Annotated in this window: 20 protein-coding genes; 15 read left to right on the top strand and 5 right to left on the bottom strand. The window is 58.0% G+C overall.

The annotated features are described in order from the left end of the window. Positions 1–258: 258 nt before the first annotated feature. The 10 genes from HMCN_RS0101695 (at position 259) to HMCN_RS0101650 (ending at position 13516) form a co-directional block, all read left to right on the top strand. Positions 259–1077, top strand: coding sequence for an ABC transporter permease (locus tag HMCN_RS0101695; RefSeq protein WP_025915744.1), 819 nt, complete (start codon positions 259–261; stop codon positions 1075–1077). After that, on the top strand, positions 1067–2281 hold the full coding sequence (locus tag HMCN_RS0101690) for an ABC transporter ATP-binding protein (protein WP_025915743.1): 1215 nt from the start codon (positions 1067–1069) through the stop codon (positions 2279–2281). Before HMCN_RS0101695 ends, HMCN_RS0101690 begins: the two co-directional genes overlap by 11 nt. 9 nt (positions 2282–2290) lie before the next feature. After that, entirely contained in the window at positions 2291–5362 is a 3072-nt protein-coding gene (locus HMCN_RS0101685) for a methyltransferase domain-containing protein (protein WP_081801368.1), read from the top strand. Next, positions 5359–6693 carry a glycosyltransferase family 4 protein gene (locus tag HMCN_RS0101680; RefSeq protein ID WP_025915741.1) on the top strand — a complete coding sequence of 445 codons (1335 nt, stop codon included), beginning with the start codon at positions 5359–5361 and terminating at the stop codon, positions 6691–6693. Before HMCN_RS0101685 ends, HMCN_RS0101680 begins: the two co-directional genes overlap by 4 nt. A gap of 159 nt (positions 6694–6852) precedes the next feature. Then, on the top strand, positions 6853–8514 hold the full coding sequence (locus HMCN_RS0101675; protein ID WP_025915740.1) for an acyltransferase: 1662 nt from the start codon (positions 6853–6855) through the stop codon (positions 8512–8514). 142 nt (positions 8515–8656) lie between these two features. Next, complete coding sequence (locus HMCN_RS0101670) at positions 8657–9598, top strand: NAD-dependent epimerase/dehydratase family protein (protein ID WP_025915739.1); 942 nt, start codon at positions 8657–8659, stop codon at positions 9596–9598. A 22-nt stretch (positions 9599–9620) separates the two neighbouring features. Beyond that, positions 9621–10964, top strand: coding sequence for a glycosyltransferase family 4 protein (locus tag HMCN_RS0101665; RefSeq protein WP_025915738.1), 1344 nt, complete (start codon positions 9621–9623; stop codon positions 10962–10964). Beyond that, on the top strand, positions 10949–11923 hold the full coding sequence (locus HMCN_RS0101660) for a glycosyltransferase family 2 protein (protein WP_202962633.1): 975 nt from the start codon (positions 10949–10951) through the stop codon (positions 11921–11923). Before HMCN_RS0101665 ends, HMCN_RS0101660 begins: the two co-directional genes overlap by 16 nt. Positions 11924–11926: 3 nt before the next feature. Then, positions 11927–12088, top strand: coding sequence for a glycosyltransferase family 2 protein (locus HMCN_RS18455; protein WP_081801367.1), 162 nt, complete (start codon positions 11927–11929; stop codon positions 12086–12088). Between the two features lie 393 nt (positions 12089–12481). Continuing rightward, positions 12482–13516 carry a GGDEF domain-containing protein gene (locus tag HMCN_RS0101650; RefSeq protein ID WP_025915736.1) on the top strand — a complete coding sequence of 345 codons (1035 nt, stop codon included), beginning with the start codon at positions 12482–12484 and terminating at the stop codon, positions 13514–13516. A gap of 177 nt (positions 13517–13693) precedes the next feature. Here HMCN_RS0101650 and HMCN_RS0101645 read toward each other — a convergent pair whose 3' ends face one another. Then, a complete protein-coding gene (locus HMCN_RS0101645) occupies positions 13694–14329 on the bottom strand; it encodes a LysE family translocator (RefSeq protein WP_025915735.1) in 636 nt (211 codons plus the stop codon). A 147-nt stretch (positions 14330–14476) separates the two neighbouring features. Here HMCN_RS0101645 and HMCN_RS0101640 point away from each other — a divergent pair, with 147 nt between their 5' ends. The 5 genes from HMCN_RS0101640 to HMCN_RS0101620 all read left to right on the top strand — a co-directional run bounded on the left by HMCN_RS0101640 (position 14477) and on the right by HMCN_RS0101620 (position 22319). Beyond that, positions 14477–14926: an Lrp/AsnC family transcriptional regulator gene (locus HMCN_RS0101640; protein ID WP_155837312.1), complete on the top strand. Its 450-nt coding sequence runs from the start codon at positions 14477–14479 to the stop codon at positions 14924–14926. A gap of 14 nt (positions 14927–14940) precedes the next feature. After that, positions 14941–15876: a LysR substrate-binding domain-containing protein gene (locus HMCN_RS0101635; RefSeq protein WP_025915733.1), complete on the top strand. Its 936-nt coding sequence runs from the start codon at positions 14941–14943 to the stop codon at positions 15874–15876. Between the two features lie 222 nt (positions 15877–16098). Further along, the gene (gene icmF, locus HMCN_RS0101630) at positions 16099–19389 is read left to right on the top strand and encodes a fused isobutyryl-CoA mutase/GTPase IcmF (RefSeq protein WP_025915732.1); all 3291 of its coding nucleotides are present in this window, start codon (positions 16099–16101) and stop codon (positions 19387–19389) included. Positions 19390–19560: 171 nt separating this feature from the next. After that, positions 19561–20292 carry a hypothetical protein gene (locus tag HMCN_RS18115; protein WP_025915731.1) on the top strand — a complete coding sequence of 244 codons (732 nt, stop codon included), beginning with the start codon at positions 19561–19563 and terminating at the stop codon, positions 20290–20292. A gap of 344 nt (positions 20293–20636) precedes the next feature. Further along, positions 20637–22319: a long-chain-fatty-acid--CoA ligase gene (locus HMCN_RS0101620; RefSeq protein ID WP_025915730.1), complete on the top strand. Its 1683-nt coding sequence runs from the start codon at positions 20637–20639 to the stop codon at positions 22317–22319. 132 nt (positions 22320–22451) lie between these two features. Here HMCN_RS0101620 and HMCN_RS0101615 read toward each other — a convergent pair whose 3' ends face one another. The 4 genes from HMCN_RS0101615 to HMCN_RS0101600 all read right to left on the bottom strand — a co-directional run bounded on the left by HMCN_RS0101615 (position 22452) and on the right by HMCN_RS0101600 (position 26732). After that, positions 22452–23021: a hypoxanthine-guanine phosphoribosyltransferase gene (locus HMCN_RS0101615; protein WP_025915729.1), complete on the bottom strand. Its 570-nt coding sequence runs from the start codon at positions 23019–23021 to the stop codon at positions 22452–22454. Between the two features lie 82 nt (positions 23022–23103). Further along, on the bottom strand, positions 23104–24354 hold the full coding sequence (locus HMCN_RS0101610; protein WP_025915728.1) for a phenylacetate--CoA ligase family protein: 1251 nt from the start codon (positions 24352–24354) through the stop codon (positions 23104–23106). A gap of 90 nt (positions 24355–24444) precedes the next feature. After that, complete coding sequence (locus tag HMCN_RS0101605) at positions 24445–25248, bottom strand: ABC transporter ATP-binding protein (RefSeq protein ID WP_025915727.1); 804 nt, start codon at positions 25246–25248, stop codon at positions 24445–24447. Between the two features lie 161 nt (positions 25249–25409). Further along, positions 25410–26732: an ABC transporter substrate-binding protein gene (locus HMCN_RS0101600; RefSeq protein WP_035625341.1), complete on the bottom strand. Its 1323-nt coding sequence runs from the start codon at positions 26730–26732 to the stop codon at positions 25410–25412. Positions 26733–26751: the final 19 nt, after the last annotated feature.

The raw sequence follows: 26751 nt of genomic DNA, 5'->3' as shown, positions 1-26751 counted from the left end.
TAAAAAGTTTTTCGTGTCTTTCGTGTTTTTCGTGGACGATATGGTGTGTTGGTTGCTCAACAATAGCCTTCATGCCATTCGTCTTGGCAAGGTTAAAGCCAAGCTCCGGGCTGGCGCTAACGTTCGTTATAATGTTGGGTTTTTACCGGCGGGGATTTGCCCCCCTGGCGTTGTCGTGTTGACTGCCAGGAAGCACCCCGATTTTGCGTGCATTTGCCGTCAGCGCAACCCATTCATGCGGTATTTCCCGGAACCTCGATGCAACAGTTTTCCTTGTCGCCGCAGGCGATGCTACGCAGTTTCACCACGCACCGGCGCTTGATCCTGGCGCTGACCAGGCGCGAGGTGGTGGGCCGTTATCGCGGCTCGATGCTGGGCATTTTGTGGTCCTTTTTCAACCCGATCGTGATGCTGTCGATTTACACATTTGTGTTTAGCGTGGTGTTCAAGGCGCGCTGGAGCGGCGGCAGCGAGAGCAGAACTGAATTTGCAGTCGTATTGTTTGCCGGCATGATCGTGTTTAACCTGTTTGCAGAGTGCATCAACCGGGCGCCGTCCCTGATCGTCGGCAATGTCAATTATGTGAAGAAAGTGGTGTTTCCGCTCGAGATTCTGCCATGGGTGGCGCTGGGCTCGACGCTGTTTCATGGCGCTGTCAGCCTGCTGGTCTGGCTGGCGTTCTACGTTGCGACTCATGGCTTCCTGCAGTGGACGATAGTATGGCTGCCGCTGATGTTGCTGCCGCTGGTATTGCTGACGATGGGCTTGTCCTGGTTTCTGGCGGCGTTCGGCGTATATGTGCGCGATGTGGCGCAGACGGTGGGGATGCTGACGACGATTCTGATGTTTCTATCGCCGGTGTTCTTTCCGGTATCGGCGCTGCCGCTGGCATACCGCCCTTTGATTTACGCCAATCCGCTGACTTTTATCATTGAACAGGTGAGGAATGTGCTGATTTGGGGCAAAGCACCGGATTGGCCGCTGTTCGGTCTGTTCATGCTGCTGAGCGGGCTGGTTTGCTGGGCCGGGTTTGCCTGGTTCCAGAAAACGCGGAAAGGGTTTTCAGATGTTCTCTGAAACCGTGATCGAAGTGGGCGCGCTGTCCAAAAGCTACCAGATTTATCACAAGCCGCATCATCGCCTGTTGCAGGGATTGTTTGGTTCGCGCAAAAAGCTGTACAGCGAGTTTGCGGCGTTGCAGGATATTTCGTTTTCGGTGCGGCGCGGCGAAATGGTGGGGATTATCGGCCGCAACGGTTCCGGCAAGTCGACACTGCTGCAGATTCTGTGCGGAACGCTGGCGCCGAGCAGCGGATCGGTCAGGGTCAGCGGCCGGGTGGCGGCGCTGCTGGAGCTGGGCGCGGGCTTTAACCCGGAATTCACCGGGCGCGAAAACATCTTCATGAACGCAGCGATCCTGGGGCTGACGACCGCGCAGACCGAGGCCTGCTTCGAGCAGATTGTGGCGTTCGCCGATATTGGCGATCATCTGGAGCAGCCGGTCAAGACCTATAGCAGCGGCATGTATATGCGGCTGGCCTTTTCGATTGCAGTAGCGGTCGAGCCGGACATCCTGATTGTGGACGAGGCGCTCTCCGTGGGCGATATTGCATTCCAAAACAAGTGCATGGCACGCATTCGCAGCATGTCGGACAATGGCACCACTATCCTGTTCGTGTCGCACGATCTGAGCACCACGCAGTTGCTCTGCAACCGCGTGATCTGGCTCGATCAGGGCCGCCTGATGCAGGCTGGCGATCCGGTGCAGGTAGGCCGCGATTATTACGTCGCTTCGCTGGGGAATGCGGCGGATGCGTTGCCGAAAGATGCAATCATCACCCAGCAGGATACCGGGCTGGCGCACTTTACCGAGTTGCGGGTGTCCAACAGAGACGGCCAGACAACGCCGCAGTTCGCGGTTGGAGAGCAGGTGACGATTTGTTTCACTCTGGCTGCGCTGGCGGCTTTGGAGCCGAGTATTTTCGGCCTGAGCATTTACCGCGCCGATGGCGACTGGCTGATTGGCCAGACCAGCCGCGAGGCGTCGGTGGTGTGGCCGGCATGCCGGAAGGGCGAAACCGTCATGGGGCAAATCACGCTGGATGCGCTGTGCCTGGCACCCGGCGATTATCGCATTGCACTGGCCGCATATTCGCAGGACCTGGCGATCTGCTATGGCATGACGGGGATATTGCCGGGTTTTACGGTGGATGCGAACTATCCGACCTGGGGCAAATTCATTCATCCGATCAGCTGGCAGCCGCTACCGGCAGCAACCTGATGACACTACATGACACTGAGAACTGAATTGTTAAAACATCCTGATTCTGAAGCGGCATCGTTCGCGCAAGACCTTTCCGGCGCTGCCTGCCCGGTATGCGCTGCATCTGACACGCAATATTTATGCGCAGTGGACGGCCACCGGATTTTACGTTGCCCGCAATGCGCGACCGATTTCGTGTTTCCGGTGCCGGATAAGGCAGCGCTGCGGGCCTACTATGACCGTGCGGCCTGGTTTGAGGGCGGCGAGCGCGGCGGTTACCAGAATTACGATGCGCAGACAGCGCCGGTGCTACCGTTTTTTGATGCTGTTCTGGACTCTTTTGGCGCGGATGCCGCCGGTTTGTCGATTCTTGACGTTGGTTGCGGCTACGGCACCCATCTGGCCAAGGCGCACCAGCGCGGCTGGAAATGCTTTGGAGTGGAAATTTCGGCGCACGCCAGACAAGTGGCTATGGAGCGCCACGGCAATGCGATTTTCGTGGTCGATGATATCGATCAGCTGATTCCGCATGCGTTCGATTTGATCATCTTGTTCGATGTGATCGAACATCTGGCCGACCCCTACCATCTTTTCTATACGCTGTTTGCCAAAGGGGCGATCACGCCCAGGACCAAGGTGATTATTTCGACGCCGAATGCGCGCTCGCTGACGGCGGTCGCCCGGCCGGCTGACTGGGCGTATCGTCATCCGCCGTCTCATCTGGTGTATTTTTCGGCCCAGGCGTTGACGGTCCTGCTGCAGCGGCTGCATTTTGCTTCGATCGAGGTGCAAGGCTTGCATGACGAGACCGGGCCGAACCGGCAACGCTATCCGGACGAGTCCTTTGCGCTCAACGATGGACTGGCGCAGTACGCCGGTATCGTCTGCACCGCGTCCGGCAGCGATTTTGCGGGTTTCATGCAGGAGCGCTATGTGCCGGGCACCTGGTCGAAAATCGCTGAATACGAACATTTGCCACGCTATCTGTTTGCGAAGGCCTTTGCGGCCAATGCACGGGTGCTCGATTTTGGCTGCGGCACCGGCTATGGCTCGGCGCTGCTGGCCACAGTCGCGCAGTCCGTGACGGGGCTCGATATCGATGCCGCAGCGTTACGCTGGGCCAGGCAAACACATCGCAATCCGATCTTGAATTTCGACCGGAGGGATGATCTGGGGGCAGGATTGCAGGATCAATCGTTTGATCTGATTACGTGTTTCGAGATGATCGAGCACGTGACGCATCCGACGCAAATCGAAACCATACGCAATGTTGCGCGCTTATTGACACCGACCGGCCAGTTTGTGATTTCCACCCCGAATCCGGAAGTAACGGCGATGTACGGCGACAATCCGTACCATCTGCGGGAAATGAGCGAAACGGAATTCCTGGAACTGTTGAGTCCGCACTTTGCCCATGTGCGCATACTGCGGCAGTGGGTGGCGCCGAGTGTGCTGATTGCGGAACAGTCAAACCCTCAGCGCGACACGACCGGATTCGATGAATTTGCTTCCAAAACGGCGGCAGACAAGCCGTTGGCCTATATTGCCATTTGCTCCCATGCACCGCTTGCACAGAGTGCCGGCTTGTGCGAATTTGACCGCTCGGTGGATTTTATTCAGGTCACGCTGGAGGCAGAAAAAAATCTGAATCAGCAGCGCTTTGCAACCTACCAGGCGTGGGAACATAGCCAGGATTTATTGCGGCGCGGCCAGAAAACAAGGGAAATACTTGCCAATGTCGAGGCGGAACTCGCGCGTTCGGAGACTGCGCGGCACCATATCAAAATGGAACTCGTGCGTTCAGAAGCTGCGCTGCTGGCAATGCGGAACAGTAAATTGTTCCGGCTGCGGGACGCCGTTCTGTTGCAACCCTGGAGCCCGCGCAAACTGGCCCGCATTGCGTATCTGATCGGGGCGATGGCGACGCCGGCGCGACTGCGCGCAAAACTGGCGCCGCTGACGAACCGGCTCAAAATGGGCGTCGCGGCAAGCAATCCGGTGCCGCCTTCCGACTCGAACCAGAGCGCTGCCTATGCGGTGCAACAGCCTGTTCCCGCCATCGAGGACCGTCCGCATGTGCTGCATGTCATCGCGAACTTCATGACCGGCGGCTCATCGCGCCTGGTAATTGACTTGCATGAGCATCTTGGCACGCATTATGCACACAGCGTCGTGACCAGTTTCATTCCCTCGCCGCCTGCTTATACCGGAGTGGACATTACGGAGTTTCGCCATCCCAAAAATGCGCAACTATTCGTTGACCATTTTTCGCAGCGCAAGCCGGACCTGATTCATGTTCATTACTGGGGCGATTGCGATGAACCCTGGTACGCGAAGGCGATAGCGGCAGCAAACCGGCTGGGCATCCCGGTAATCGAGAACATCAATACGCCGATAGCGCCCTTCATGTCCGAGGCGGTTCGACGCTATGTTTATGTCAGCGACTATGTGCGAAATGTATTCGGTCACAATCATCCGTCCCATGTCACGGTCTATCCAGGCTCGGATTTCTCGCACTTTGACCGCCCATCCGACGAACCGCAGGCTGATGACTGCGTCGGGATGGTGTATCGACTGGAACCGGACAAACTCAACGAGAACGCCATTGTTCCATTTATCAAAGCAGTCCAAAAACGCCCTGCTACTCGTGTTTTGATCATCGGCGGCGGCAGCTTGCTGGAACCCTTCCAACAAGTGGTTGCCGATGCAGGACTGACTGACAATTTTGAATTCACGGGATACGTCAGTTACGATGAGCTGCCAAACCTGTATCGCCGCATGTCGGTCTTTGTGGCGCCGGTCTGGAAAGAAAGTTTCGGCCAGGTCAGCCTGTTTGCGATGAATATGCGGGTGCCGGTGGTGGGCTACGATATTGGCGCAATAGGGGAAATAGTGGCAGACCGGACCCTGCTGGCAGAACCAGAAAATGCCGAAATGTTGTCCGATATTATCGTGCGGCTGCTTGAATTCCCCACTGACCGCGCGCAGATCGGTGCCTTCCAGCGCACTCGCGCGCAAGGGAATTTTTCTGTGGAAGCCATGATTTCAGCATACGGCACGATTTATCAGGACGTTATCGCCGGGCCTGCTGCCAAATGAAAATAGTTTTTTTTGTGCATTGTTTTTTCCCGGAGCACTTCTACGGCACAGAGACTTATACGCTTGAGCTGGCGCGTCATTACCAGTCCTGGGGGCACGACGTCACCGTGGTGTCGGCGATCTTTCAGGGCGAGGCTGCGGCGACAAGCTTGCTGACCCGATATGAATACCAGGGTATTCCGGTGGTTTGCATCGACAAAAACCAGATTCCGCACAGCCGCGTCAAGGAAACCTACTACCAGCCGCAGATGCGCCCTGCACTGGAACAGGTGTTGCAGGATTTGCGGCCGGATCTGGTACATGTAACCCATCTGATCAACCATACCGCAGCATTGCTGGAAGTGACGCAGGCCATGGGTGTGCCCACCTTTGCCACTTTTACGGATTTTTTCGGCTTCTGCCTTAACAATAAGCTGGAGGCCGCGAATGGCGATCTTTGCAAAGGCCCTTCGCCGTCCAGAACCAATTGCATTGCCTGCCATATCAAGGATGCGTCGCGCAGCCCGCATGCGAATCGCTGGATGCGCCATGGTGCGACACCGCAATCGGCACAGTGGCTGGCAGGCGGCGCCAACCTGCTGCGCCGCCTGCCGGGCCTGCGTGGCGGTCCGATTGACGGCCTGATCGAGGATATCGCACGCCGGCCCGATACATTGGGCAGCTTGTACAATGCCGGCTACAAAGCGGCCGTCGCGCCGACCGCATTCCTGAAGCAGGCATATATCGCCAATGGCATCCGGGTGCCGATGCAGGGAATCTGGTTTGGAGTAGATATCGACCGTCGCCCGAAACCAGTCCGGGCCCCCGGCCAACCGCAGGTAATCGGCTTTATCGGGCAGATTGCTCCGCACAAAGGCACCGATCTGTTGATTGAAGCCTTTGCGCGCCTGGAGCGAGGAGCGGCAGAGCTCAGGATATACGGCCCTGCAGACCAGGACCCGGCCTACATGGCAATGCTCAAAACGCTGGCACATGATCTCGACGTGCGCTTCATGGGCACCTTTGCCAAAGAACAGATGGCCGACATCCTGCGCGACATGGATCTGCTGGTGATCCCGTCGCGCTGGTACGAGAACAGCCCGCTGGTGTTATTGAACTCGCTGGCCACGCACACGCCGGTCCTGGTCTCCGATGTAGCCGGAATGACGGAATTTCTTGAGCCGGGCCTGAATGGCGAGGCCTTTGCACGCGGCGATATCGATGACTTGACGCTGAAGTTGCGCACGCTGGTCGAAACCCCCGGCCACCTTCAGGAATTATCAAAAACAACCCGATACGAGCGGTCTTCCGAGATCATGGCGAGGGAAACATTTGCGGTTTACGGACTTTAAAGCGGGCTTTGAAGCGTCCGGTATCGGGTTAAAAGCCGACCTGCCTGCGATAGAGTGTTTGCTTGGAAAGCTGTACGCTGCATATGCCCAACTCGGGGATATGATGCAACGCACTCGACGATCACCGACCATCTTTCACTATTAGAGGCACTTCCTGGCATGAACAGGCCCCAAAAACTCGACGCGCTAACCTCGCTACGCTTCTTTGCGGCGGCGATGATTGTAATCGGCCATGCTGACCATATCTTTGGCTCTTTGGGCATTGCCAGCGCCGCGCCGCTGAATCAAGGCGTCGCATTTTTCTTTGTCTTGAGCGGCTTTATTCTTGCCTATAACTACCCGTCATTTGCAAACAAACAGGAAATTCAGCGGTTCTTCATTGCCCGCTTTGCCCGTATCTGGCCGTTGCATGTCACCACCTGTTTTCTTTGGATATTTCTGATCTTTCACTTTGACCGGAAAAGCTACTTTCCCGGTGCCGGCGGGCTATTGCGGCTAGTCAGCAATTTACTCCTAGTTCAGGCGTGGATACCTCTGCACGATTGGGCGCTGTCATTTAACGGGGTTGCGTGGAGCATTTCGGCGGAATTCTTTTTTTACCTGGCGTTTCCCCTGCTGATCACGCTGTGGGGACGCTATTGGCACTGGACTATTGCCGCGCTGGCGACCGTCATTATCGCCATTCTGGTCGTTGCGCAGCAACTACGCTTGCCGGGCGAGGATGCCTACCTTGGCGTGGGGCTGCTGGGTATGGTGTATTTCAACCCGCTGGTGCGCATCTTTGAGTTTGCCATCGGCATTGCGGTGGCCCGTTTCGTTCGTCAGCGTCACGGCATTGCATCGACCTGGACTCCGGCGCAGTGGCTTGTGATTGAAATTGGTGCAATTTTAGCAATCGTGGTAGCCCTGGTCGCGGCAGCCAATTTCTCAGGGATCCAGCAAAGCCTCGGCAATGCTGCTGCCTACTACTTTGCACATGAAGGTTTGTGGTTGTTCTGGGCCTTGCTGATTGCCGTGTTCGCGTTGAGTCGCGGCCCGATCTGCAAACTATTGTCCCTCAGGATTTTTGTTTTTCTCGGTGAAATCAGTTTCGCGCTCTATCTGATACACGCTTTGGTAATTAATTATCTTGACCCCTATGCTGACAAGCTAAGCGCTTTCGGAATGCTCGGTTACGCGCTGTTCTGGCTGCTTTGCCTGACTCTTGCCGCGCTGCTATTTCTGGGGGTGGAGCAGCCGTTCAGGAAGAAAATTTTATTCTGGTGGGAATCCAGGCAATCTGCTGAACGAAACATTTCTGCTCCATCCTATGGACGTTCAAGCACTGCCTCTTTTGTATTGCTGACATTGATCTCGATCAGCTTGTCCATTTTCCGCCCTTCACTCATTTCTGCAATGGATGCATCTGCAGTAAATGCATTTCTGTCTTCATCCGGGGTGATTAAGGTTGGTGATGAGGCAACCTTCAATAACGGGATTGCTGTTCTTGCCGTTCGCGTTGCGGAGCAATCAGTCGACACATTGAATGTGGCAGTCTTGTTGCGCAATCAGAAGGATGCCAAGATCGATAGTGTCTTGGCATTGCATTTGAATGACGCGCAAGGACGCATTATTGATAAGCCTGGCGATGTTCTGCTTGACAAATCTTCATCCCGACTGCCTGCCGGCACAAGTTGGCTCCAGTCATTTTCGATAAACAGGAATGCTTATGAAAAAACTTCTTCATTCGGGATTGCCATGTATAGGAATCCAGCAACTCTGTTCGATATATCAGGCGGAAATCGCGACTGGGGCGGACGGCGTCTGATTATCCTCAAATAACAATTACCCGACGGATAACCCGATCTGGAATTCGATGCCGGCCAAATTCAGGATCGGCGTTACGTGTCATCTCCTCTTCCGCATGAGGTGACTATAATGAAAGCCTTTTTCTGGCACCTCATATTGTGGAACTATTTAAATAATGAAAATTATTATCTTCGGTGGCGGCGGCTTTATCGGTTCGACGATTGCGGACCGTCTATTGAAGGATGGTCACGAGCTCAAGATTTTTGAACGCCCCCGGATTGCACCTTATCGGACGTTCACAAGCTCGGAACGGGTCGAATGGATCACAGGCGACCTGCTCAGCACACACGATGTGAGCGATGCCATCGACGGTGTCGATGTGGTTTTACACCTGGTTTCCACCACTCTGCCCAAAAGCTCCAACGATGATCCGATCTACGATGTGCAAAGCAATTTGGTAGCAACGCTTCAAATGCTCAACGCCATGGTAGCCCGCAACATCCGAAAAATCGTTTTCATCTCTTCGGGCGGCACCGTATACGGCAACCCAATCTATCTGCCGATCGATGAGAAACACCCGACTGATCCGCTCGTTTCATACGGCATCACCAAGCTTGCCATCGAAAAATATCTGAAGATGTACGAGAGTTTGCATGGCATCAAGTCAGTCACATTACGGGTTGCCAATCCGTATGGCGAGCGTCAGCGCATAGAGACTGCCCAGGGCGCGGTCGGCGTATTTCTCCATCATGCGATTGCGGGCATTCCGATTGACATCTGGGGTGATGGCAGCGTTACCAGGGATTACATTTACATTGGCGACGTGGCGGAAGCATTTGCGCGGGCGGTGGCGTATGACGGATCGAAAAGCGTATTCAACATTAGCTCGGGTGTCGGCACCAGCCTGTCGGCGCTGATCGGACTGATTGAAAACGCACTTGGAAAACCGATCCAGCGCCGCTATCTTGCGAGCCGTCCATTCGATGTTCCGGTCAGCGTACTCAGCAATGATCTGGCACGCGCAGAGTTGAATTGGGCGCCGCTGACATCGATGCAGGAGGGCATCTCCCGTACTGCGGAATGGATGCGCATGGAGCTGGCCAAGGTGGCATCGTGACCCGTTCTCGTATCGGTGGCGCATGAGAATTCTGCTCACAGTACATCAGTTTTTCCCGCAATTCACATTTGGCACCGAAGTACTCACTTATTCAGTAGCGCGTGAGTTGATTGCGCGTGGACATGAAGTCCGTGTGCTGACCGGATATCCGACCGATCGGAATTTAGCTGACGAAGAGCGGTTTGATGAATATCTGTTTGAAGGAATTCAGGTCTACCGCTTTTATCATGTATACAGTACGGCCGCTGGACAGCCTTCAAAGCGCCGGCTTGGTTACGATAATCCCCTTGCCGCAGCGTATTTCAAACAGGTCCTGGACAGGTTCGAGCCGGATGTGGTGCACTTTTTTCACCTGAGCCTGCTCGGCACCGGCTTGATCGACCATGCGGTAGACGCATGCATTCCGGCTTTCATGACCGCAACCGATTTCTGGCCTATCTGTCCGACCGCTCAACTGGTATTGCACAATGGCCGCCCGTGTCACGGCCCAAGCCCATTTGCGGGAAACTGCGTCAAGCATCTGGCGCAACTCACGCAGGAAGGCCTTGTGGGAAAAATAGCCACATTGCTACCCTCCAGTGCGGTTGACCTGCTGGTGCGCGCGACGCAATCAGGGCTTTTGCCGCCATATCCTCATCACGCGGAAATCGAAGCGGTCGGCGCCCGGCGGGGCATCAATGTTGCCCGGTTAAACCGGCTGAACAGGATTCTTGCGCCGAATCGCCTGATGCAACAGATGCTGACTGACAACGGCGTGACGCCGCATCTGATCATGCAATCCGCATATGGAATCAATCTCAACGAAAGCGAAATGGATGCGCCGCGAGCACCGCCCGGACAACCGTTCAGGCTTGGCTTTATCGGCTCCCTGGCCCACCACAAGGGTTGCCATATCCTGATCCAGGCTTTTAAGAATCTGCCTATTCATCAAGCGGTGCTGAAGATATACGGAAACCTGGAAGATTTCTCCGAATATTCGGATGAACTGAAGCGGCTCGCTGCCGATCAACCCGGCATAGAGTTTTGCGGAACCTTCTCCAACGCCAAAATCGCGGAAGTGATGGCAGACCTTGATGCGCTGGTTGTGCCATCGCTCTGGTATGAAAACAATCCATTGGTGATTTATTCCGCGCAGGCGTCCCGCTGCCCGGTGGTCGCTTCGGATTATCCCGGCATTTCGGAGGCAATCCGGCACGAAGACAATGGCCTGTTGTTCGAGGCAGGAAATATTTCGGCGCTTGCCACCCAGCTTTTACGCCTCGTCAATGAGCCCGGCCTGGCTGCTCGTCTTAGCGCGAATTACCGGCAGCCAAAATCCATTACCCGCTACGTGGATGAATTACTGACTCTGTGGAAGACCGCCTGAATGAAGATATTTTTCAAGCAAACAATCTCGAAACAGAAAGACCTAGAGAATGGGCGGCTATGAAGATCATCGCCGTTATCGTGACCTATCAGCCCGACATTCAGAAGCTGGCTGAACTTCTGGACTCTCTTTTGCCGCAGGTAAGCATCTGCGTGCTGGTCGACAATGGCTCGAGCGCCGCCACCCGCGATCATCTTCAGCGTACTTGCAGCGGCCAGATTGAATTTATTTTCCTGGCATCGAATACCGGCATTGCCGCCGCTCAAAACATAGGCATCGCCCGGGCCAGGGAAATGGCAGGCGATTATGTCTTGCTCTCCGATCAGGATAGTGTTCCAGGCCGTTCGATGGTTGCGACCCTGGCGGCAGCGATAGAAAACCAGCAAAATGAGGGCATCAAAGTTGCCTGTGCCGGCCCGCGCTATATCGATATGCGTCAAGAGAATCCGCCGCCGTTTATTCGCGTGCGCGGCTTGAGACTGGAGCGTTGCAGTTGCCAAACAGAGGAAACGGTGGTTCCCGTAGACTACTTAATTGCTTCCGGGTGCCTGATTCCGATGCCGGTACTTGATCGAATAGGCGGCATGCGCGAAGATTTGTTCATTGATTATGTTGATATCGAATGGGGCTTGCGTGCACGAAAATCCGGTTATCAAAGTATTGGCGTGTGCGCAGCGGGGATGGCGCACAGCTTAGGGGATAGCCCCATTGCACTCTTCGGCCGAAAATTCCCGATGCACAGCCCGTTACGGCACTATTATCATTTCCGGAATGCGATTCTCTTATATAAGGAATCATGGGTGCCGCTGAACTGGAAGTGTGTCGACGGCTGGCGCTTATGCCTGAAATATGTGTTTTATTCGTTATTTGCGCAACCCCGGCCGGCGCATTGGAAAATGATGACGCTCGGCATATGGCATGGACTCGGAGGCAAAGCTGGAAAATATGACAAGGAATAAACTTTGATTTCCGTAGTTATCGTGAATTACAACTTGGGGGCGTTTATTGCGGAATGCATCCACTCGGTGCCGCCCCAGGTGCAAGAAGTGATCATTATTGATAATGCATCGACCGACAATAGTATGGCCCTGGTTCGAACGGCCTTCAGCGAAGTGAGCAACTAACCATCAGTCGAAACAGGGCTAATTTCGTTTTTACATAACATGCAAAATCAGTGCAGAAATTACTCAAGAAAAATATTTTTTGCTCCTGAATCCTGACTGCAGCCTGGCGCTTGACGCCAGAATCCCTTGCTGCAATCGATTTCAGCATGAATCCGGTTCTGAAAATCGCAAAAAATTGATTCGCACTAAAATCCCGGTTTCAGCTAGAATTGTCATTTTGTAAAATTTGCCTCGCATCAAGAATATTTTCGTACTCGATATTTACACCAACCAAAGACATCACCGGTTACAACCAGGCCCAGCCGTGAGCAATCTGCGCAAGATTGCAGCGAGATGCTCGCGCACGCGCATCGGATGGACCCGCTTTGTACCTATACGCACCAGGAGTCGAGGATGAAAGCGTTCCTGCAACACATGACATCCCTCACCGGGCAGCGCGACCATGCGCTGCTGGACGCGGCGCTGATCGCGGCGCTGGAGGAGGTGACAGCGGCCCGCGGCGTGCGCAAGCTGGAAGTGTTGCGGGTGCGCGACGAGGTGCGTCTCAAGCCCAGCTCCTGCCAACTGCATGTCTGCGTGGAATGCGCCGCCTCCGAATGCAGCCAGGAATCGGAGCCGCTGGATGCGGAGCTGGCGGCTGCGGTGCGCCACCAGCATCAAAGCAGCGCGCAAAAAACCACGCCTGACGGCGACCGGATATTGTGGCTGCTGGTCTGGCTGGACGGCTGTTTCAGCGCCTGCCTGGAACTGCGCAATCCGGTCGTCGGCGACAGCAAGGTGCTCGAAATGGCGCATGCCTTCATCGCCATTTATACCAACCATCGCAACCTGCTCGATTACAGCCAGCGCGATTCGCTGACCAATCTGCTCAATCGCAAGACCTTCGACCAGAATTTTTCAAAAGCATTGCGTTCTCTGGCGCGGCAGGACGCGACATCCGCTTTGCCGCTGGAAGAGCGCCGGCATCCCGATGCGGGCAGGAATCAATGGCTGGCGGTGATCGACATCGACCATTTCAAGAACGTCAACGACATGTTCGGCCATCTGTATGGCGACGAAGTGCTGCTGTTGATGGCGAACCTGATCCGCAGCTCGTTCCGGCCGCAGGACGGCTTGTTCCGCTTCGGTGGCGAGGAATTCGTGGTGTTGCTGCAGGCCGCCGAACTGAACGATGCGCAGCGCATTTTCGAACGCTTTCGCAGCAATGTCGAACAGCATCATTTTCCCCAGGTCGGCCAGGTCACGGTCAGCATCGGCTTTACCCACATCGGCCTGAACGCAACGCCGGTGGTCATCCTCGGCCATGCCGACCTGGCGCTGTACCATGCAAAAACCCATGGGCGCAACCAGGTTTGCTATTACGAAGCCCTGGTGGCAGCAGGTGAACTGAAGTCCGAGGTGTCGAACGACATGATGGAATTCTTTTAAGCTAGGCCGGTGCGCATGGCGCACCCTGCACATTTATTGATTTTTCGTAAGTCCTGCCATATATCCTAAACTATTGGGTATGGCAAAAAACAGTGCTATTACAGCACGTAATATATGCGGCATTAAAAAATACACTATCCTGTATATTTTAACGGCAATCCTTATTCCGTTTTCAAATCAACCGTGCACGGCCCGCTTCAAGGTTGCCATCATCACTCCCACCACGACCAGCAGGCTGCCCGAGACCCGATTGCTGTTGCGCACGAAGGACGCATTGGCGCTGAAGCGCTGCGCCTTGCTGCCGAGCCACGCATACAGGCCGTACGAAAATCCGTCCAGCGCCAGGCAGGTGACGCCGAAGATCAGCAACTGCGGGCCGAGCGGCTTGGCCGGATGGATGAATTGCGGCAGCAGGGCGACGAAATACAGCAGCGCCTTCGGATTCGACAGTTCCACCACCAGCGCCTGCCAGAAGGCGCGCAGCCCGTGCACTGCATCGGCGCGCTCGGCAGTCACGGTCAGGGCGCTGGATTGATTGCGAATGGCGGCAATGCCCAGATAAAACAGGTAAGCCACGCCGATCCACTTGATGACCGAAAACAGCGTGCTGCTGGCCAGGATCAGCGCCGCGATGCCGGTTGCCGACAGCGCGAAATAGGCGGCGTTGCCCAGTGCGATGCCGGCGATGGCCCAGTAGGAACGACGAAACCCGTTCGAAATCCCCTGCGCCACGATCAGCAGCGCGGCCGGCCCCGGCGTCAGGCACACCACCAGCGTGGTGACGGCAAAAATTGCGTAGGTATCCCAACTCATGCGAGTTTCCCCAAAGTAAGATTGCGGCGGCCGTTTCGGCAACGCCCGACAGAAATACATTGTAAGCCCGTCAAAAGCGGATTTGAATAGACAATTCAAGGTAGATTGTCTAGATTACATTTGTTTTCATTGAAATATCACGGATTTATGATGGGAATCGAATTCGACGCGATGGATGGCAAAATCCTCGATCTATTGCAGGCTGACGCCCGCACCACGCTGACCGAAATCGGCCGCCGGGTCCACCTGAGCCAGCCGGCGGTGGCCGAACGGGTCAAGCGCATGGAAGCGGCAAACGTCATCAGCGGCTACCATGCGAAGGTCAATCCGGCCGCGCTCGGCTACGGCATCATCGCCTTCGTCCGGGTCGCCAACCGCAACCACGACCACCCGGTGGCGGATGTCGCCGCCCGGGTGCCGGAGATCGTCGAATGCCACTCGATTACCGGCGACGACTGCAACATCGTCAAGGTAGTCGCCAAATCGGTGGCCGAACTGGAAGCGGTGATCCAGAAGCTGGCCTGCTGCGGCGTGACTTCGACCTCGCTGATCCTGTCGTCCAGCATCGAGCGCAAGGCGCTCAAACCGGCCGCCTAAGAGGCACTGCTCCCATGGAATTGCGCCAGCTGCGTTACTTCGTCGCCATCGTCGATCACGGCTCGCTGTCGCGCGCGGCGCGCGTGCTGCACATCGCCCAGCCGGCGCTGACCCAGCAATTGCGCCAGCTGGAGGACGAACTGGGGGCGCAACTGCTGCACCGCTCCTCGCAAGGGGTGCTGTCGACCGACGCCGGCAAGACCTTCTACGAACACGCGCAAGCAATCCTGAAGCAGGTCGAGGATGCCAGATCGGCGGTGAACCAGTCGCTGCACACGCCGGCTGGCACGGTTGCGCTCGGTCTGCCGCAAAGCGTGTCCGGCGCGCTGGCGCTGCCGATACTAACCGCCGTGCGCGCGGCCTATCCCGAAATCGAGCTGCAGCTGACCGAGGAATTGTCCGGCAACCTGATCGAGCAGCTGAAGTCGGGCCGCATCAATCTGGCGGTGCTGTTCGACGACGGCCAGCTGGGCGCCTTCGCCAGCACGCCGCTGGTGGAGGAAGACATGATGTACATCACCCGCAGCGATTCCGCCTTCGCCGTTGCCGGAGGCTCCGTCACGCTGGCGCAGGTCGCCCGAACGCCGCTGATCCTGCCCGGGCATCAGCATGGCGTACGCCCGCGCATCGAGCAGATCGCCCGCAGCGCCGGCCTGTCGATCGAGCAGGTGATCGAGATAAATTCGGTGGCGATCCTGAAGTCGGCGATCCTGGCCGATCTGGGCGCGACCATCCTGCCGACCGCACCGGTCCTGTCCGAAATCGAGCGCGGCACGATGCGCGCCTATCCGATATCCAGCCCCGCCGTCTCGCGCACGCTGACCCTGTGCGGGTCGAAAAAAATTCCGCTCACCAACGCCGCAGCAGCGATTCGGCAACTGGTGCTCGACGTCACCGACCGGCTATGCCGCAGCGGGCAATGGCTGGGCGCGCACATCCTGAAACGGTAGCGACAATGCAGGGCCGCCATCATTTTCATAGCGACATTCATATTTTTCCCAGACCAGGCCGCTGCGGGTTACCGGCGCCCGGGGATGCACAAGCGATGGCCTGAAAAGACTGGCATCGGAATGACATTTAAACTGTTTTTTTCGCGCTATACTCAATTTTTCGTGACGTTTACGTAAACGTCATGGAAGAATGCGCACCATCCCGCCACTCCGGAGACCTTCATGACCGACCTGTCCATCGCCGACAAGCTGACCGACTACAAACCCGCCAATAAAGTGCGCTTCGTCACCGCGGCTTCGCTGTTCGACGGCCACGACGCGTCGATCAACATCATGCGCCGCATCCTGATGGCCAACGGCGCGGAAGTGATCCACCTCGGGCACAACCGCTCGGTCGACGAAATCGTCACCGCCGCGCTGCAGGAAGACGCGCAGGGCATCGCCATTTCCAGCTACCAGGGCGGCCACGTCGAATACTTCAAATACATGATCGACCTGCTGCGCGAACGCGGCGGCGCGCACATCAAGGTGTTCGGCGGCGGCGGCGGCGTGATCGTGCCGGAAGAAATTAATGATCTGCACGCGTACGGCGTGACCCGCATCTTCAGCCCGGAAGACGGCCAGCACATGGGGCTGGTCGGCATGATCCTGGCGATGATCCAGGCTTGCGACGTCGACCTGTCGGGCTTTGCACCGACCGAACTGGCTGCGCTGCAAGGCGGCGACATTGCCGCCAGGCACCGACCGCTGGCGCAACTGATCACCGCGCTGGAAAATGGCAAGGCCGGCGCCAAGCTGAAGACGCAGCTGCACCAGGCTGCGGCCGCGCTCAAAACCCCGACGCTGGGCATCACCGGCACCGGCGGCGCCGGCAAGTCGTCGCTGACCGACGAGCTGATCCGGCGCATCCGGCTCGACCAGGGCGACGCACTGAATATCGCGCTGATCTCGATCGACCCGTCGCGCCGCAAGTCCGGCGGCGCGCTGCTGGGCGACCGCATCCGCATGAACGCGATCAATCCGTGGGGCCCGCCGGAGCGGGCGCAGTTGCGTGTTTATATGCGCTCGCTGGCCACGCGCGAAGCCGGCTCCGAAATCTCGCAGGCATTGCCGGACGTGATCGCCGCCTGCAAGGTGGCCGGCTTCGACCTGGTGATCGTCGAAACCTCCGGCATCGGCCAGGGCGACGCCGCCATCGTGCCGCTGGTCGATGTCAGCATGTACGTGATGACGCCGGAGTTCGGCGCCGCCTCGCAGCTCGAAAAAATCGACATGCTCGATTTCGCCGATTTCATCGCGATCAACAAGTTCGACCGCAAGGGTTCGCAAGACGCGCTGCGCGATGTCGCCAAGCAATACCAGCGCAACCGCGAACTGTTCGCGCAAAAACCGGACGAGATGCCGGTGTACGGCACCCAGGCGTCGCGCTTCAACGACGACGGCGTGACCGCGCTGTACCAGGGCTTGCTGCCGAAACTGATCGCCGCCGGCCTGAAAGCCAGCGCCAGCCAGCTGGCCCCAGTCGCCGCAAAGTTCTCCAGCGGCAAGAACGTGATCGTGCCGCCGGCGCGCAGCCGCTATCTGGCGGAAATCGCCGACACCCTGCGCGGCTATCACAAATTCACCCGCAAGCAGGTGACGCTGGCGCGCGAGCGGCAGCAGCTGCAGGAAAGCAAACGCATGCTGGCTGCGGCCGGCAAGGGCGCCGACTTCGACGAGCTGATCGCCGAACGTGAGAACAAGCTCGACGGCGGCAGCAAGAAGCTGCTGACGATGTGGCCCGACATGCAGAAATCGTATGCGGGCGATGAATATGTGGTGAAGATCCGCGACAAGGAAATCCGCACCCAGCTGGTTTCCCGCACGCTGTCCGGCACCAAGATCCGCAAGGTCGCGCTGCCGCGGTTCGAGGACCACGGCGAAATCCTGCGCTGGCTGATGCTGGAAAACGTGCCCGGCTCGTTTCCGTTTACCGCCGGCGTGTTCGCCTTCAAGCGCGAAAACGAAGACCCGACCCGCATGTTCGCCGGCGAAGGCGACCCGTTTCGCACCAACCGCCGCTTCAAGCTGGTGTCCGAAGGCATGGACGCGAAACGCCTGTCGACCGCCTTCGACTCGGTCACGCTGTACGGCGCCGACCCGGCCATCCGGCCCGACATCTACGGCAAGGTCGGCAACTCCGGCGTCTCGATCGCGACGCTCGACGACATGAAGGTGCTGTACGACGGTTTCGACCTGTGCAGCCCGACCACCTCGGTCTCGATGACCATCAACGGCCCGGCTCCGACGATACTGGCGATGTTCATGAACGCGGCGATCGACCAGCAGCTGGAAAAATTCCGCGCCGACAACAAGCGCGACGCGACCGCCGACGAAGCCGCCAAGATCAGGGCATGGGTGCTGATGAACGTGCGCGGCACCGTGCAGGCCGACATCCTGAAGGAAGACCAGGGCCAGAACACCTGCATCTTCTCGACCGAATTCAGCCTGAAGGTGATGGGCGACATCCAGGAATACTTCGTCCACCACCAGGTGCGCAATTTCTACTCGGTGTCGATCTCCGGCTACCACATCGCCGAAGCCGGCGCGAATCCGATCTCGCAGCTGGCATTCACGCTGTCGAACGGCTTCACCTTCGTCGAAGCCTATCTGGCGCGCGGCATGCACATCGACGATTTCGCGCCGAACCTGTCGTTCTTCTTTTCCAACGGGATGGACCCGGAATACACGGTGCTGGGCCGGGTCGCGCGCCGCCTGTGGGCTGTCGCGATGCGCGACAAGTACGGCGCCAACGACCGCAGCCAGAAGCTGAAATACCATATCCAGACTTCAGGCCGCTCGCTGCACGCGCAGGAAATCGACTTCAACGACATCCGCACCACGCTGCAGGCGCTGATCGCGATCTACGACAACTGCAACAGCCTGCACACCAACGCCTACGATGAGGCGATCACCACCCCGACCGACGATTCGGTGCGCCGGGCGCTGGCGATCCAGCTGATCATCAACCGCGAATGGGGCCTGGCCAAGAACGAAAACCCGATCCAGGGCAGCTTCATCATCGAGGAACTGACCGACCTGGTGGAAGAAGCGGTGCTGCAGGAGTTCGAACGGATCGCCGAACGCGGCGGCGTGCTCGGCGCGATGGAAACCGGCTACCAGCGCGGCAAGATCCAGGAAGAATCGATGCACTACGAGCACATGAAGCACGACGGCACGCTGCCGATCGTCGGCGTCAACACCTTCCGCAACCCGCACCAGCACCAGGCGCCGCAGAAGATAGAGCTGGCGCGCTCGACCGACGCCGAAAAGCAGTCGCAGCTGAACCGCCTGGCCGATTTCCAGGCCCGCCACGCGGCGGAAGCCCCGCAAGCCTTGGCTGTGCTGCAGCAGGCGGCGATCAACAATGAAAACGTGTTCGAGAAATTGATGGAAGCGGTGCGGGTCTGCTCGCTGGGGCAGATCACCACCGCGCTGTTCGAGGTGGGGGGGCAGTACCGGCGGAATATGTAGGCAGCCAAATCGCCACACGAAAGCCCGGACTGGTTCCGGGTTTTTTGTTGGATGTGCCGCACACTATCGCTAAAAGGATTTCAAAGGATTCGAAACGCATTGCCCATTGAAATTTGGTCGGATATATTTGCAAAATAGAAATTAAATCTCGTTAACTCTCTTCAGGTAGCCATGGAAAAAGAAATTGTCGCGTTCTTTGAAAAATATGTTGAAGAACTTGAAGGTGACGGTGGGATGGGTGGCGAAATCAACCTCCCTTATTTCGAGCTATTGCCGAGAGATTTCGTTGAATTCGCAGAGCGCGATTTGAGGACCATTAGCTCGTCGCATAGCCTTGTCAATGCAACGTCCAATCTCAAACGTGCAGTTGACTGTCAGCTTGACTTCCTCTTGTGCGCTTTGAATTTAGATAATCTTTATCGAGAGAAGCGACTTGGTGTTGATAGGAAGCTCGGTCTTCTAAAGAAAGCTGGCATATTTCGATCGAGATCCATTGAAAAGCTTAATACATTCAGAAATCGACTAGAACATCATTATGAGGTCCCAAAGATTGAAGACGTCGAGGTGTACTTTGATCTTGTCGCTGCTTTTGTAAACGTCATAGAAGCCACTATTCCTGCACTTGGGTTCGGAGCTCAACTCAGCATGAAGATTAGTAATGGTGGCAGCGTTTCAACCGAATTCACTCAAGAAGGACCAAAGCTCACGTTACATCTAGAGGAAGATGCATCAGGTTACAAGAAGACATTCGAAGTTGATCTATCAGCATCACTCAATGTAATCGAAAACCTTGAAGCTTTTGCATTCCTACTCCGAACGCATTTACTTCTAAAAAAACTCGATGAAAGTGCAATAGGAGCTCGACATTTCATTAACTCGTTGAAAGGCGAAGTGCAGATATGATGGATTCTAACTTCTCATTCCACCGGCCCTACACGAAAAGCCACCCAGCGCCGTAAGGCGAAAAAGCATGTAGAGCGGAAAAGCTCAGCCAAATTGAGTTTTCCCCTCCTGCCTAACTTTGAATTCTCACTGCAAAACCCGCGAAAAGGCAAGTCCCCGCCGGTTCGCTCCGAATAAAAATAGCACGATCGGTCAAAAATATTTTCCGGCGACGTCCGCAACGCCCTTTGTGCGGCTAAAATGCCGGTGTGCTTGCTTCCGGCTCAGTCCGAGAACAAGTCGCCCGACCGGCCTGACGCAACAGGACACATCGCCCAGGCAACCCCCTAGCGCAAGGAATACACATGAACAACAGCCCGTGGCTGCAGTACTATCCGGCCGGCGTTCCCGCCACCATCGACATCAACCAGTACAGCTCCATCGTGGCGCTGCTGGAAGAAAGCTTCCGTCTGTATAAGGAGCGCCCTGCTTACGTCTGCATGGACAAGGCGATCACGTACGGCGACATCGACATCCTCTCGACCGCGCTGGGCGCCTGGCTGCAGTCACGCGGCCTGCAGCGCAACGACCGGGTCGCGGTGATGCTGCCCAACGTGCTGCAATACCCGGTCGCGGTGGCGGCGATCCTGCGCGCCGGCTTCATCGTCGTCAACGTCAATCCGCTGTACACCCCGCGCGAGCTGGAGCACCAGTTGCGCGACGCCGATGTGCAGGCGATCATCATCCTGGAGAATTTTGCCAGCACATTAGAGGAAACGCTCCAGCATGTGCCGGTCAGGCATATCCTGCTGGCCAGCATGGGCGACATGCTCGGCACCATCAAGGGCCGCATCGTCAATTACGTGGTGCGCAAGCGCAAGAAAATGGTGCCGGCCTATGCGCTGCCGGGCGCGGTGCGCTTCAACGATGCGATCAGGCTGGGCCGCACCTTGGCGCTGCAGCGGCCTGATATCAAGGTCAGCGACGTCGCCGTGCTGCAATACACCGGCGGCACCACCGGCGTATCGAAAGGCGCGACGCTGCTGCACGGCTGCATCCTGGCCAACCTGCTGTCGACCCAGGCCTGGATGCAGCACGGCCTGGACCGCAAGCCGATCGACGGCCAGCTGACGCTGATTTGCGCGCTGCCGCTGTACCACGTGTTCGCCTTCGTCACCTGCGGCCTGCTCGGCATGCGCACCGGCGGCCTGGTGGTGCTGATCCCGAACCCACGCGACATTCCTGCCACGGTCAAGACTTTGTCAAAATATCCGCTGCAGTTTTTCCCGGCGGTCAACACCCTGTTCAATGCGCTGGCCGACAACGCCGAGTTCGCCAGGCTCGATTTCTCGCAACTGTCGATGTCGGTCGGCGGCGGCACTTCGGTGCACGAATCGGTGGCGCAAAAATGGCTGAAAATCACCGGCTGCCCGATCGCCGAAGGCTACGGCCTGTCGGAAACCGCGTCCGCGGTGATCTGCAACCCGGCCACGCTGGCCAAGCACAGCGGCACCATCGGCATGCCGATGCCGGGCGTCGAAGTGCGGCTGCTGGACGACGACGGCGCTGACGCGGCGGCCGGCGAGCCCGGCGAAATCGCGTTGCGCGGGCCGCAAGTGATGCAGGGTTACTGGCAGCGGCCGCAAGAGACGGCGGACGCGATGACGCCGGACGGCTACTTCAAGACCGGCGATGTCGGCGTCATGGACCAGCGCGGCTTTTTCAGGATCGTCGACCGCAAGAAGGACATGATCCTGGTGTCGGGCTTCAACGTGTATCCGAACGAAATCGAGGAAGTGGTCGGCGCCCATCCGGACGTGCTCGAATGCGCGGTGATCGGCCTGCCGGACCAGCACTCGGGCGAGGCGGTCAAGCTGTTCGTGGTGAAGCGCAATCCGGCCCTGAGCGCCGAGGCGCTGAAGGAATACTGCAGCCATCAGCTGACCGGCTACAAGCGCCCGAAGCAGATCGAATTCATCGCGGAACTGCCGAAAACCAATGTCGGCAAGATTCTGCGGCGCCAGTTGCGCGACCAGAAAAGCGCCTGAAGCCGGCGCCCGGCACGAATTTGCACCGAAAATATACTGGATGCCGTATTTTAAAGTGCCGCAATTAAATTGCGTCGCAATGGCAGGATTTTTACATATACTCCATGTAAAACATTGCATCCAGCGGGTGCGTCACGGTTTCGGCGCCAGCGCCCGGATACAGCCGAGGTTGCGCCAGTAGCCGTAGGCATCCATGCCGTAGCCGATCACGAACTTGTTCGGCAGCACCAGGCCGACATAGTCGGCCGCGACCGGCTTGGCGCGGCCGAGGTCCTTGTCCGCGAATACCGCCAGCACCACTTCCTGCGCGCCCATGTCCAGCAGCCGCTGCTTGACGTGGGCCAGGGTTTCGCCTTCGTCGAGGATGTCGTCCAGCACGATCACGGTGCGGCCGCGCACATCGGCGCGCGGCTCGACTTTCCATTCGATGTGGCCGCCCTGGTCCTGGTTGCCGTAGCGGGTGACGTGGATGTAGTCGAATTCGAGTGGGAAGGTCAGGCGCGTCAGCAGCTGGCCGGTGAATACCACCGCGCCGCCCATGATGCCCAGCACCAGCGGGAACGGCGCGCTGTCGTCGCGGTCGAAGCGCGCATTGAGGTCGAGGGCGATCCGGTCGACTGCCGCCTGGACTGCGGCTTCGTCGAAAATCAGCTCGGAACTGGCGAGCAACTCGCGCGCCTGTTGGGTGTGGGAATGCGGCATACGGTAATCTCGCTGGCGGTAACAATGACGGGACTGGCATTGTGCCACCAAATCCGCCAGCCGCCGCGCCGCTTCAACCCATTCATTCGTACTTGCGCGCATCCTCGATCACGATGCCGTCGTTGGGCAGCATGCCGATCGCCGCCGGCTGCACCTGGCCGCGCAATTTGGTGACATCGCGGATGGTGTCGACGATCGCTTGCAGCGTCGCCCCGGATAGCTCGGCGGCAGTTTCGCAGTGCAGCGTCATGATGTCGTTGGCCATCACGCCGGAGATCACCAGCCGCGCCTTGGCGATTTCCGGATGGCGCTTGACTATCTGTGCCACTTGCGACGGGTGCACGAACATCGCGCGCACCTTGGTGGTCTGGTCGGCGCGCCCCATCCAGCCCTTGATGCGGGTATTGGTGCGGCCGCACGGCGAAGTGCCCGGCAGCAGCGCCGACAGGTCGCCGGTGCCGAAGCGGATCAGCGGGTAATCGGGGTTGAACGAAGTGACGACGACTTCGCCCACTTCCCCTTCAGGCACCGGATCGCCGGTGCCGGGGCGCACGATTTCCAGCAGGATGTCTTCATCGAGCACCATGCCGGGGTTGACCCGGCCGTCGGTTTCGGTCTCGTAGGCGATATTGCCGATGTCGGCCGAGGCGTACAGCTGCAGCACATGCGGCACGCCATGCTGTTGCAGCCAGGCGCGCAGCGATGGCGGCAGCGCTTCGGCGCTGACCAGCGCGCGTTGCATGCTGCTGATGTCGGCGCCCATTTCCAGCGCCTTCTCGATGATGATCTTGAGAAAGCTCGGGGTGCCGACATAGGCGGCGGGCTGCAGCGCCGCCATTGCCTCGACCTGCATTTCGGTCTGCCCGCTGCCGGCCGGGATCACCGGGCAGCCAAGCTGGGCGGCCGCGCCTTCGACCATGAAGGCGGCCGGCGTGAAATGGTAGGAAAAGCAGTTTTGCACCGCCTGGCCCGAACGCAGACCGAGCGCATGCAGCGGCCGCGCAAAGCGCCACCAATCCCGACCCTGGCCTTCCGGGTCGAATATCGGCCCCGGCGACATGAACAGGTGGCGCATCCGGGCCGGCGTTATGGTGGTCATCGCGCCGAATGGCAGCGCCTGCTGCTGCAAGTCCTTCAGGTCCGATTTGCGCGTCACCGGCAGTTGCGCCAGCGCGGCGCGAGAACTGATATCGGCGGCCACCGTGTCGCCCAGGATGCGCCGCCAGCCGGGTGCCTGTTGCGCCAGCGCTATCAATTGCGGCAGGCGCAGCATCAGCTCGCGTTCGCGCGCATCGGGTGCGCGGGTTTCAAGGGCGTCGAGATATGGGGACATGGAAAACCTGTTCAAGTGCGAAAGCGCTAATGGGGTGAGGTGCAAAGACGACATCGATTGCATCATGCCGGCAGACCGGCATGATGACGGTCAGGCCAGCCAGCGCTTGCGCCGGCGGTAAAACTTCATGTCGCGAAAACTGGTGCGGCCGGCGCCGGAGACGCCGAGATAGAACTCCTTGACGTCTTCATTGGCGGCCAGATCGGCGGCCTGGCCTTCCATCACGACCCGGCCGTTTTCCAGGATGTAGCCGAAGTCGGCGTAGCGCAGCGCCACCATGGTGTTCTGTTCGGCCAGCAGGAACGACACCTTCTCCTTGCTGTTGAGGTCCTTGACGATCTCGAAAATCTCCTCGACGATCTGCGGCGCCAGCCCCATCGACGGCTCGTCGAGCAGGATCATCGACGGCTTTGCCATCATCGCGCGGCCGATCGCGCACATTTGCTGCTCGCCGCCCGAGGTGTAGCCGGCCTGCGATTTGCGGCGGGTCTTCAGGCGCGGGAAATAATCGTAAATCTTGTCCAGCTCGAGCTTCACTTCGGCATGGCTGATGTCGCGCGTATACGCGCCGGTCAGCAGATTGTCTTCGATCGACAGATGGGCGAAGCAATGGCGGCCTTCCATCACCTGGATCACGCCGCGCTTGACCAGGTCGTTCGGCGTCAGCTGATCGACCCGCTCGCCGCGGTATTCGATGCTGCCCTTGGTGACGTCGCCGCGCTCGGCCGAGAGCAGGTTGGAAATGGCTTTCAGAGTGGTGCTCTTGCCGGCGCCGTTGGCGCCCAGCAGGGCCACGATCTTGCCTTCCGGCACTTCCAGCGACACACCCTTGAGGACCAGGATCACGTGGTTGTAGATGACTTCGATATTGTTGATGCTTAGTCCTGCGCTCATGTCGACTCCGCTTGTTGCTGTGCTTTTTGCTGCGCTGGTTAGAAGTAGGGTGCGCCATGCGCACCATTACCGTCTGTGGCTGCATTGGTGCGCATGGCGCACCCTACTTCTGATTGCCTATGCGCGGCCAGCCGGACCGGCTGGCCGCTTAGAGCCCGGGATTACTTCATGCAGCCCGGAGTGATGCCTTTTTCTTTCGCATACTTGGCGGCGCTCGCCTGGAACAGCGGGTGGATCAGGCTCTTGTTGCCTTCGATCCAATCTGAAACCAAGACCCATTTGCTGCCGTCCCACTGCTGGATCTTGATCTTGCCGGAGCCTTCGTGGTTTTGGCAGGAAGTTTTGATTTCAGGCAACAAGCCAGTGGCGCCGAGCTGCTGCAGGCGCGCATTGTTGAGGTTGAGGTTTTCCAGCGACCAGCGCATTTGCTCGCCGGTGATGGTCTTGCCCTTGCCGAACTTGGCCTGCGCGTTGCGGATCGCTTCCACGGTGACGATTGCAATCGATACGCCGCGGTTGTACAGCACCGAACCGACCTTGCTCTTGTCCTGCATGTTGCCCTTGTTGGCGCCGTACACCACCGACTTGATGCCGGCAATGGCGGGCGGCGTGTCACCGGCCACGTTCCAGGTTGCGCTCATGTAGCCCTTGGCAGCTTCGCCGGCGGGCACCGTGTCCTCTTCCGAACCGGCCCACCAGGAACCGATCATCCGGTCGCGCGGGTAGCCGACTTTCTGCGCCGCTTTCATTGCAGTCTGGTTCATCACGCCCCAGCCCCAGAAAATCACGTAATCCGGGTTTTCCTGGCGAATCCGCAGCCACTGCGCGCCCTGCTCGTTGCCGGGATGGGCAACCGGAATCTGCACTACCTTGAACTTGCCCAGCGCGGCTTCGGCTTCCAGCGCCACGATCGGCTCCTTGCCGTAGGCCGAATCGTGATACATGTAGGCGATTTTCTTGCCGGCCAGCAAGCCATTGTTTTTCGAGGCCAGATACTTGACGATGGCTGAAATCTGCATCTGGTACGTGGTCACCAGCGGAAATGCATACGGGAACACCGAGCCGTCCACCGCATCGGTACGGCCATAGCCGGGGAACAGCAGCGGCACTTTATCCTGGACCGATTTTTCAATCAGCGCATAGGTAATTCCGGTCGCCATTACGTTGAATACGGTGCCGTGCGCGACCGGGTCCTTGGCCTTCAGGCGCTCGTAGCATTCGACGCCCTTGGCATTGTTGTACTCGGTTTCGCACTCTTCCCATGTCAACTTGACGCCATTGACGCCGCCTTCCTTGATGTTGACGTAATTCATGTAATCGATCATGCCGCCGTAATAGGCCTGGCCGTTGGCGCCGTACGGGCCGACCCGATAGCTCGGCATGGCGATGAACTGTTCATTCGCCTGTGCCAGCGCCTGGCCGAGCGGCAACATCAAAGCAGCTGCCGCAGCAGCGGCCAGCAGGGCTTGCTTAATCGGCTGCATGGATTTCATGGATTTCATA

It is taken from the genome of Herminiimonas sp. CN (assembly GCF_000622895.1).
Taxonomy (GTDB): Bacteria; Pseudomonadota; Gammaproteobacteria; order Burkholderiales; family Burkholderiaceae_D; genus AVCC01.
This window is presented reverse-complemented; position numbering and strand designations above follow the sequence as displayed.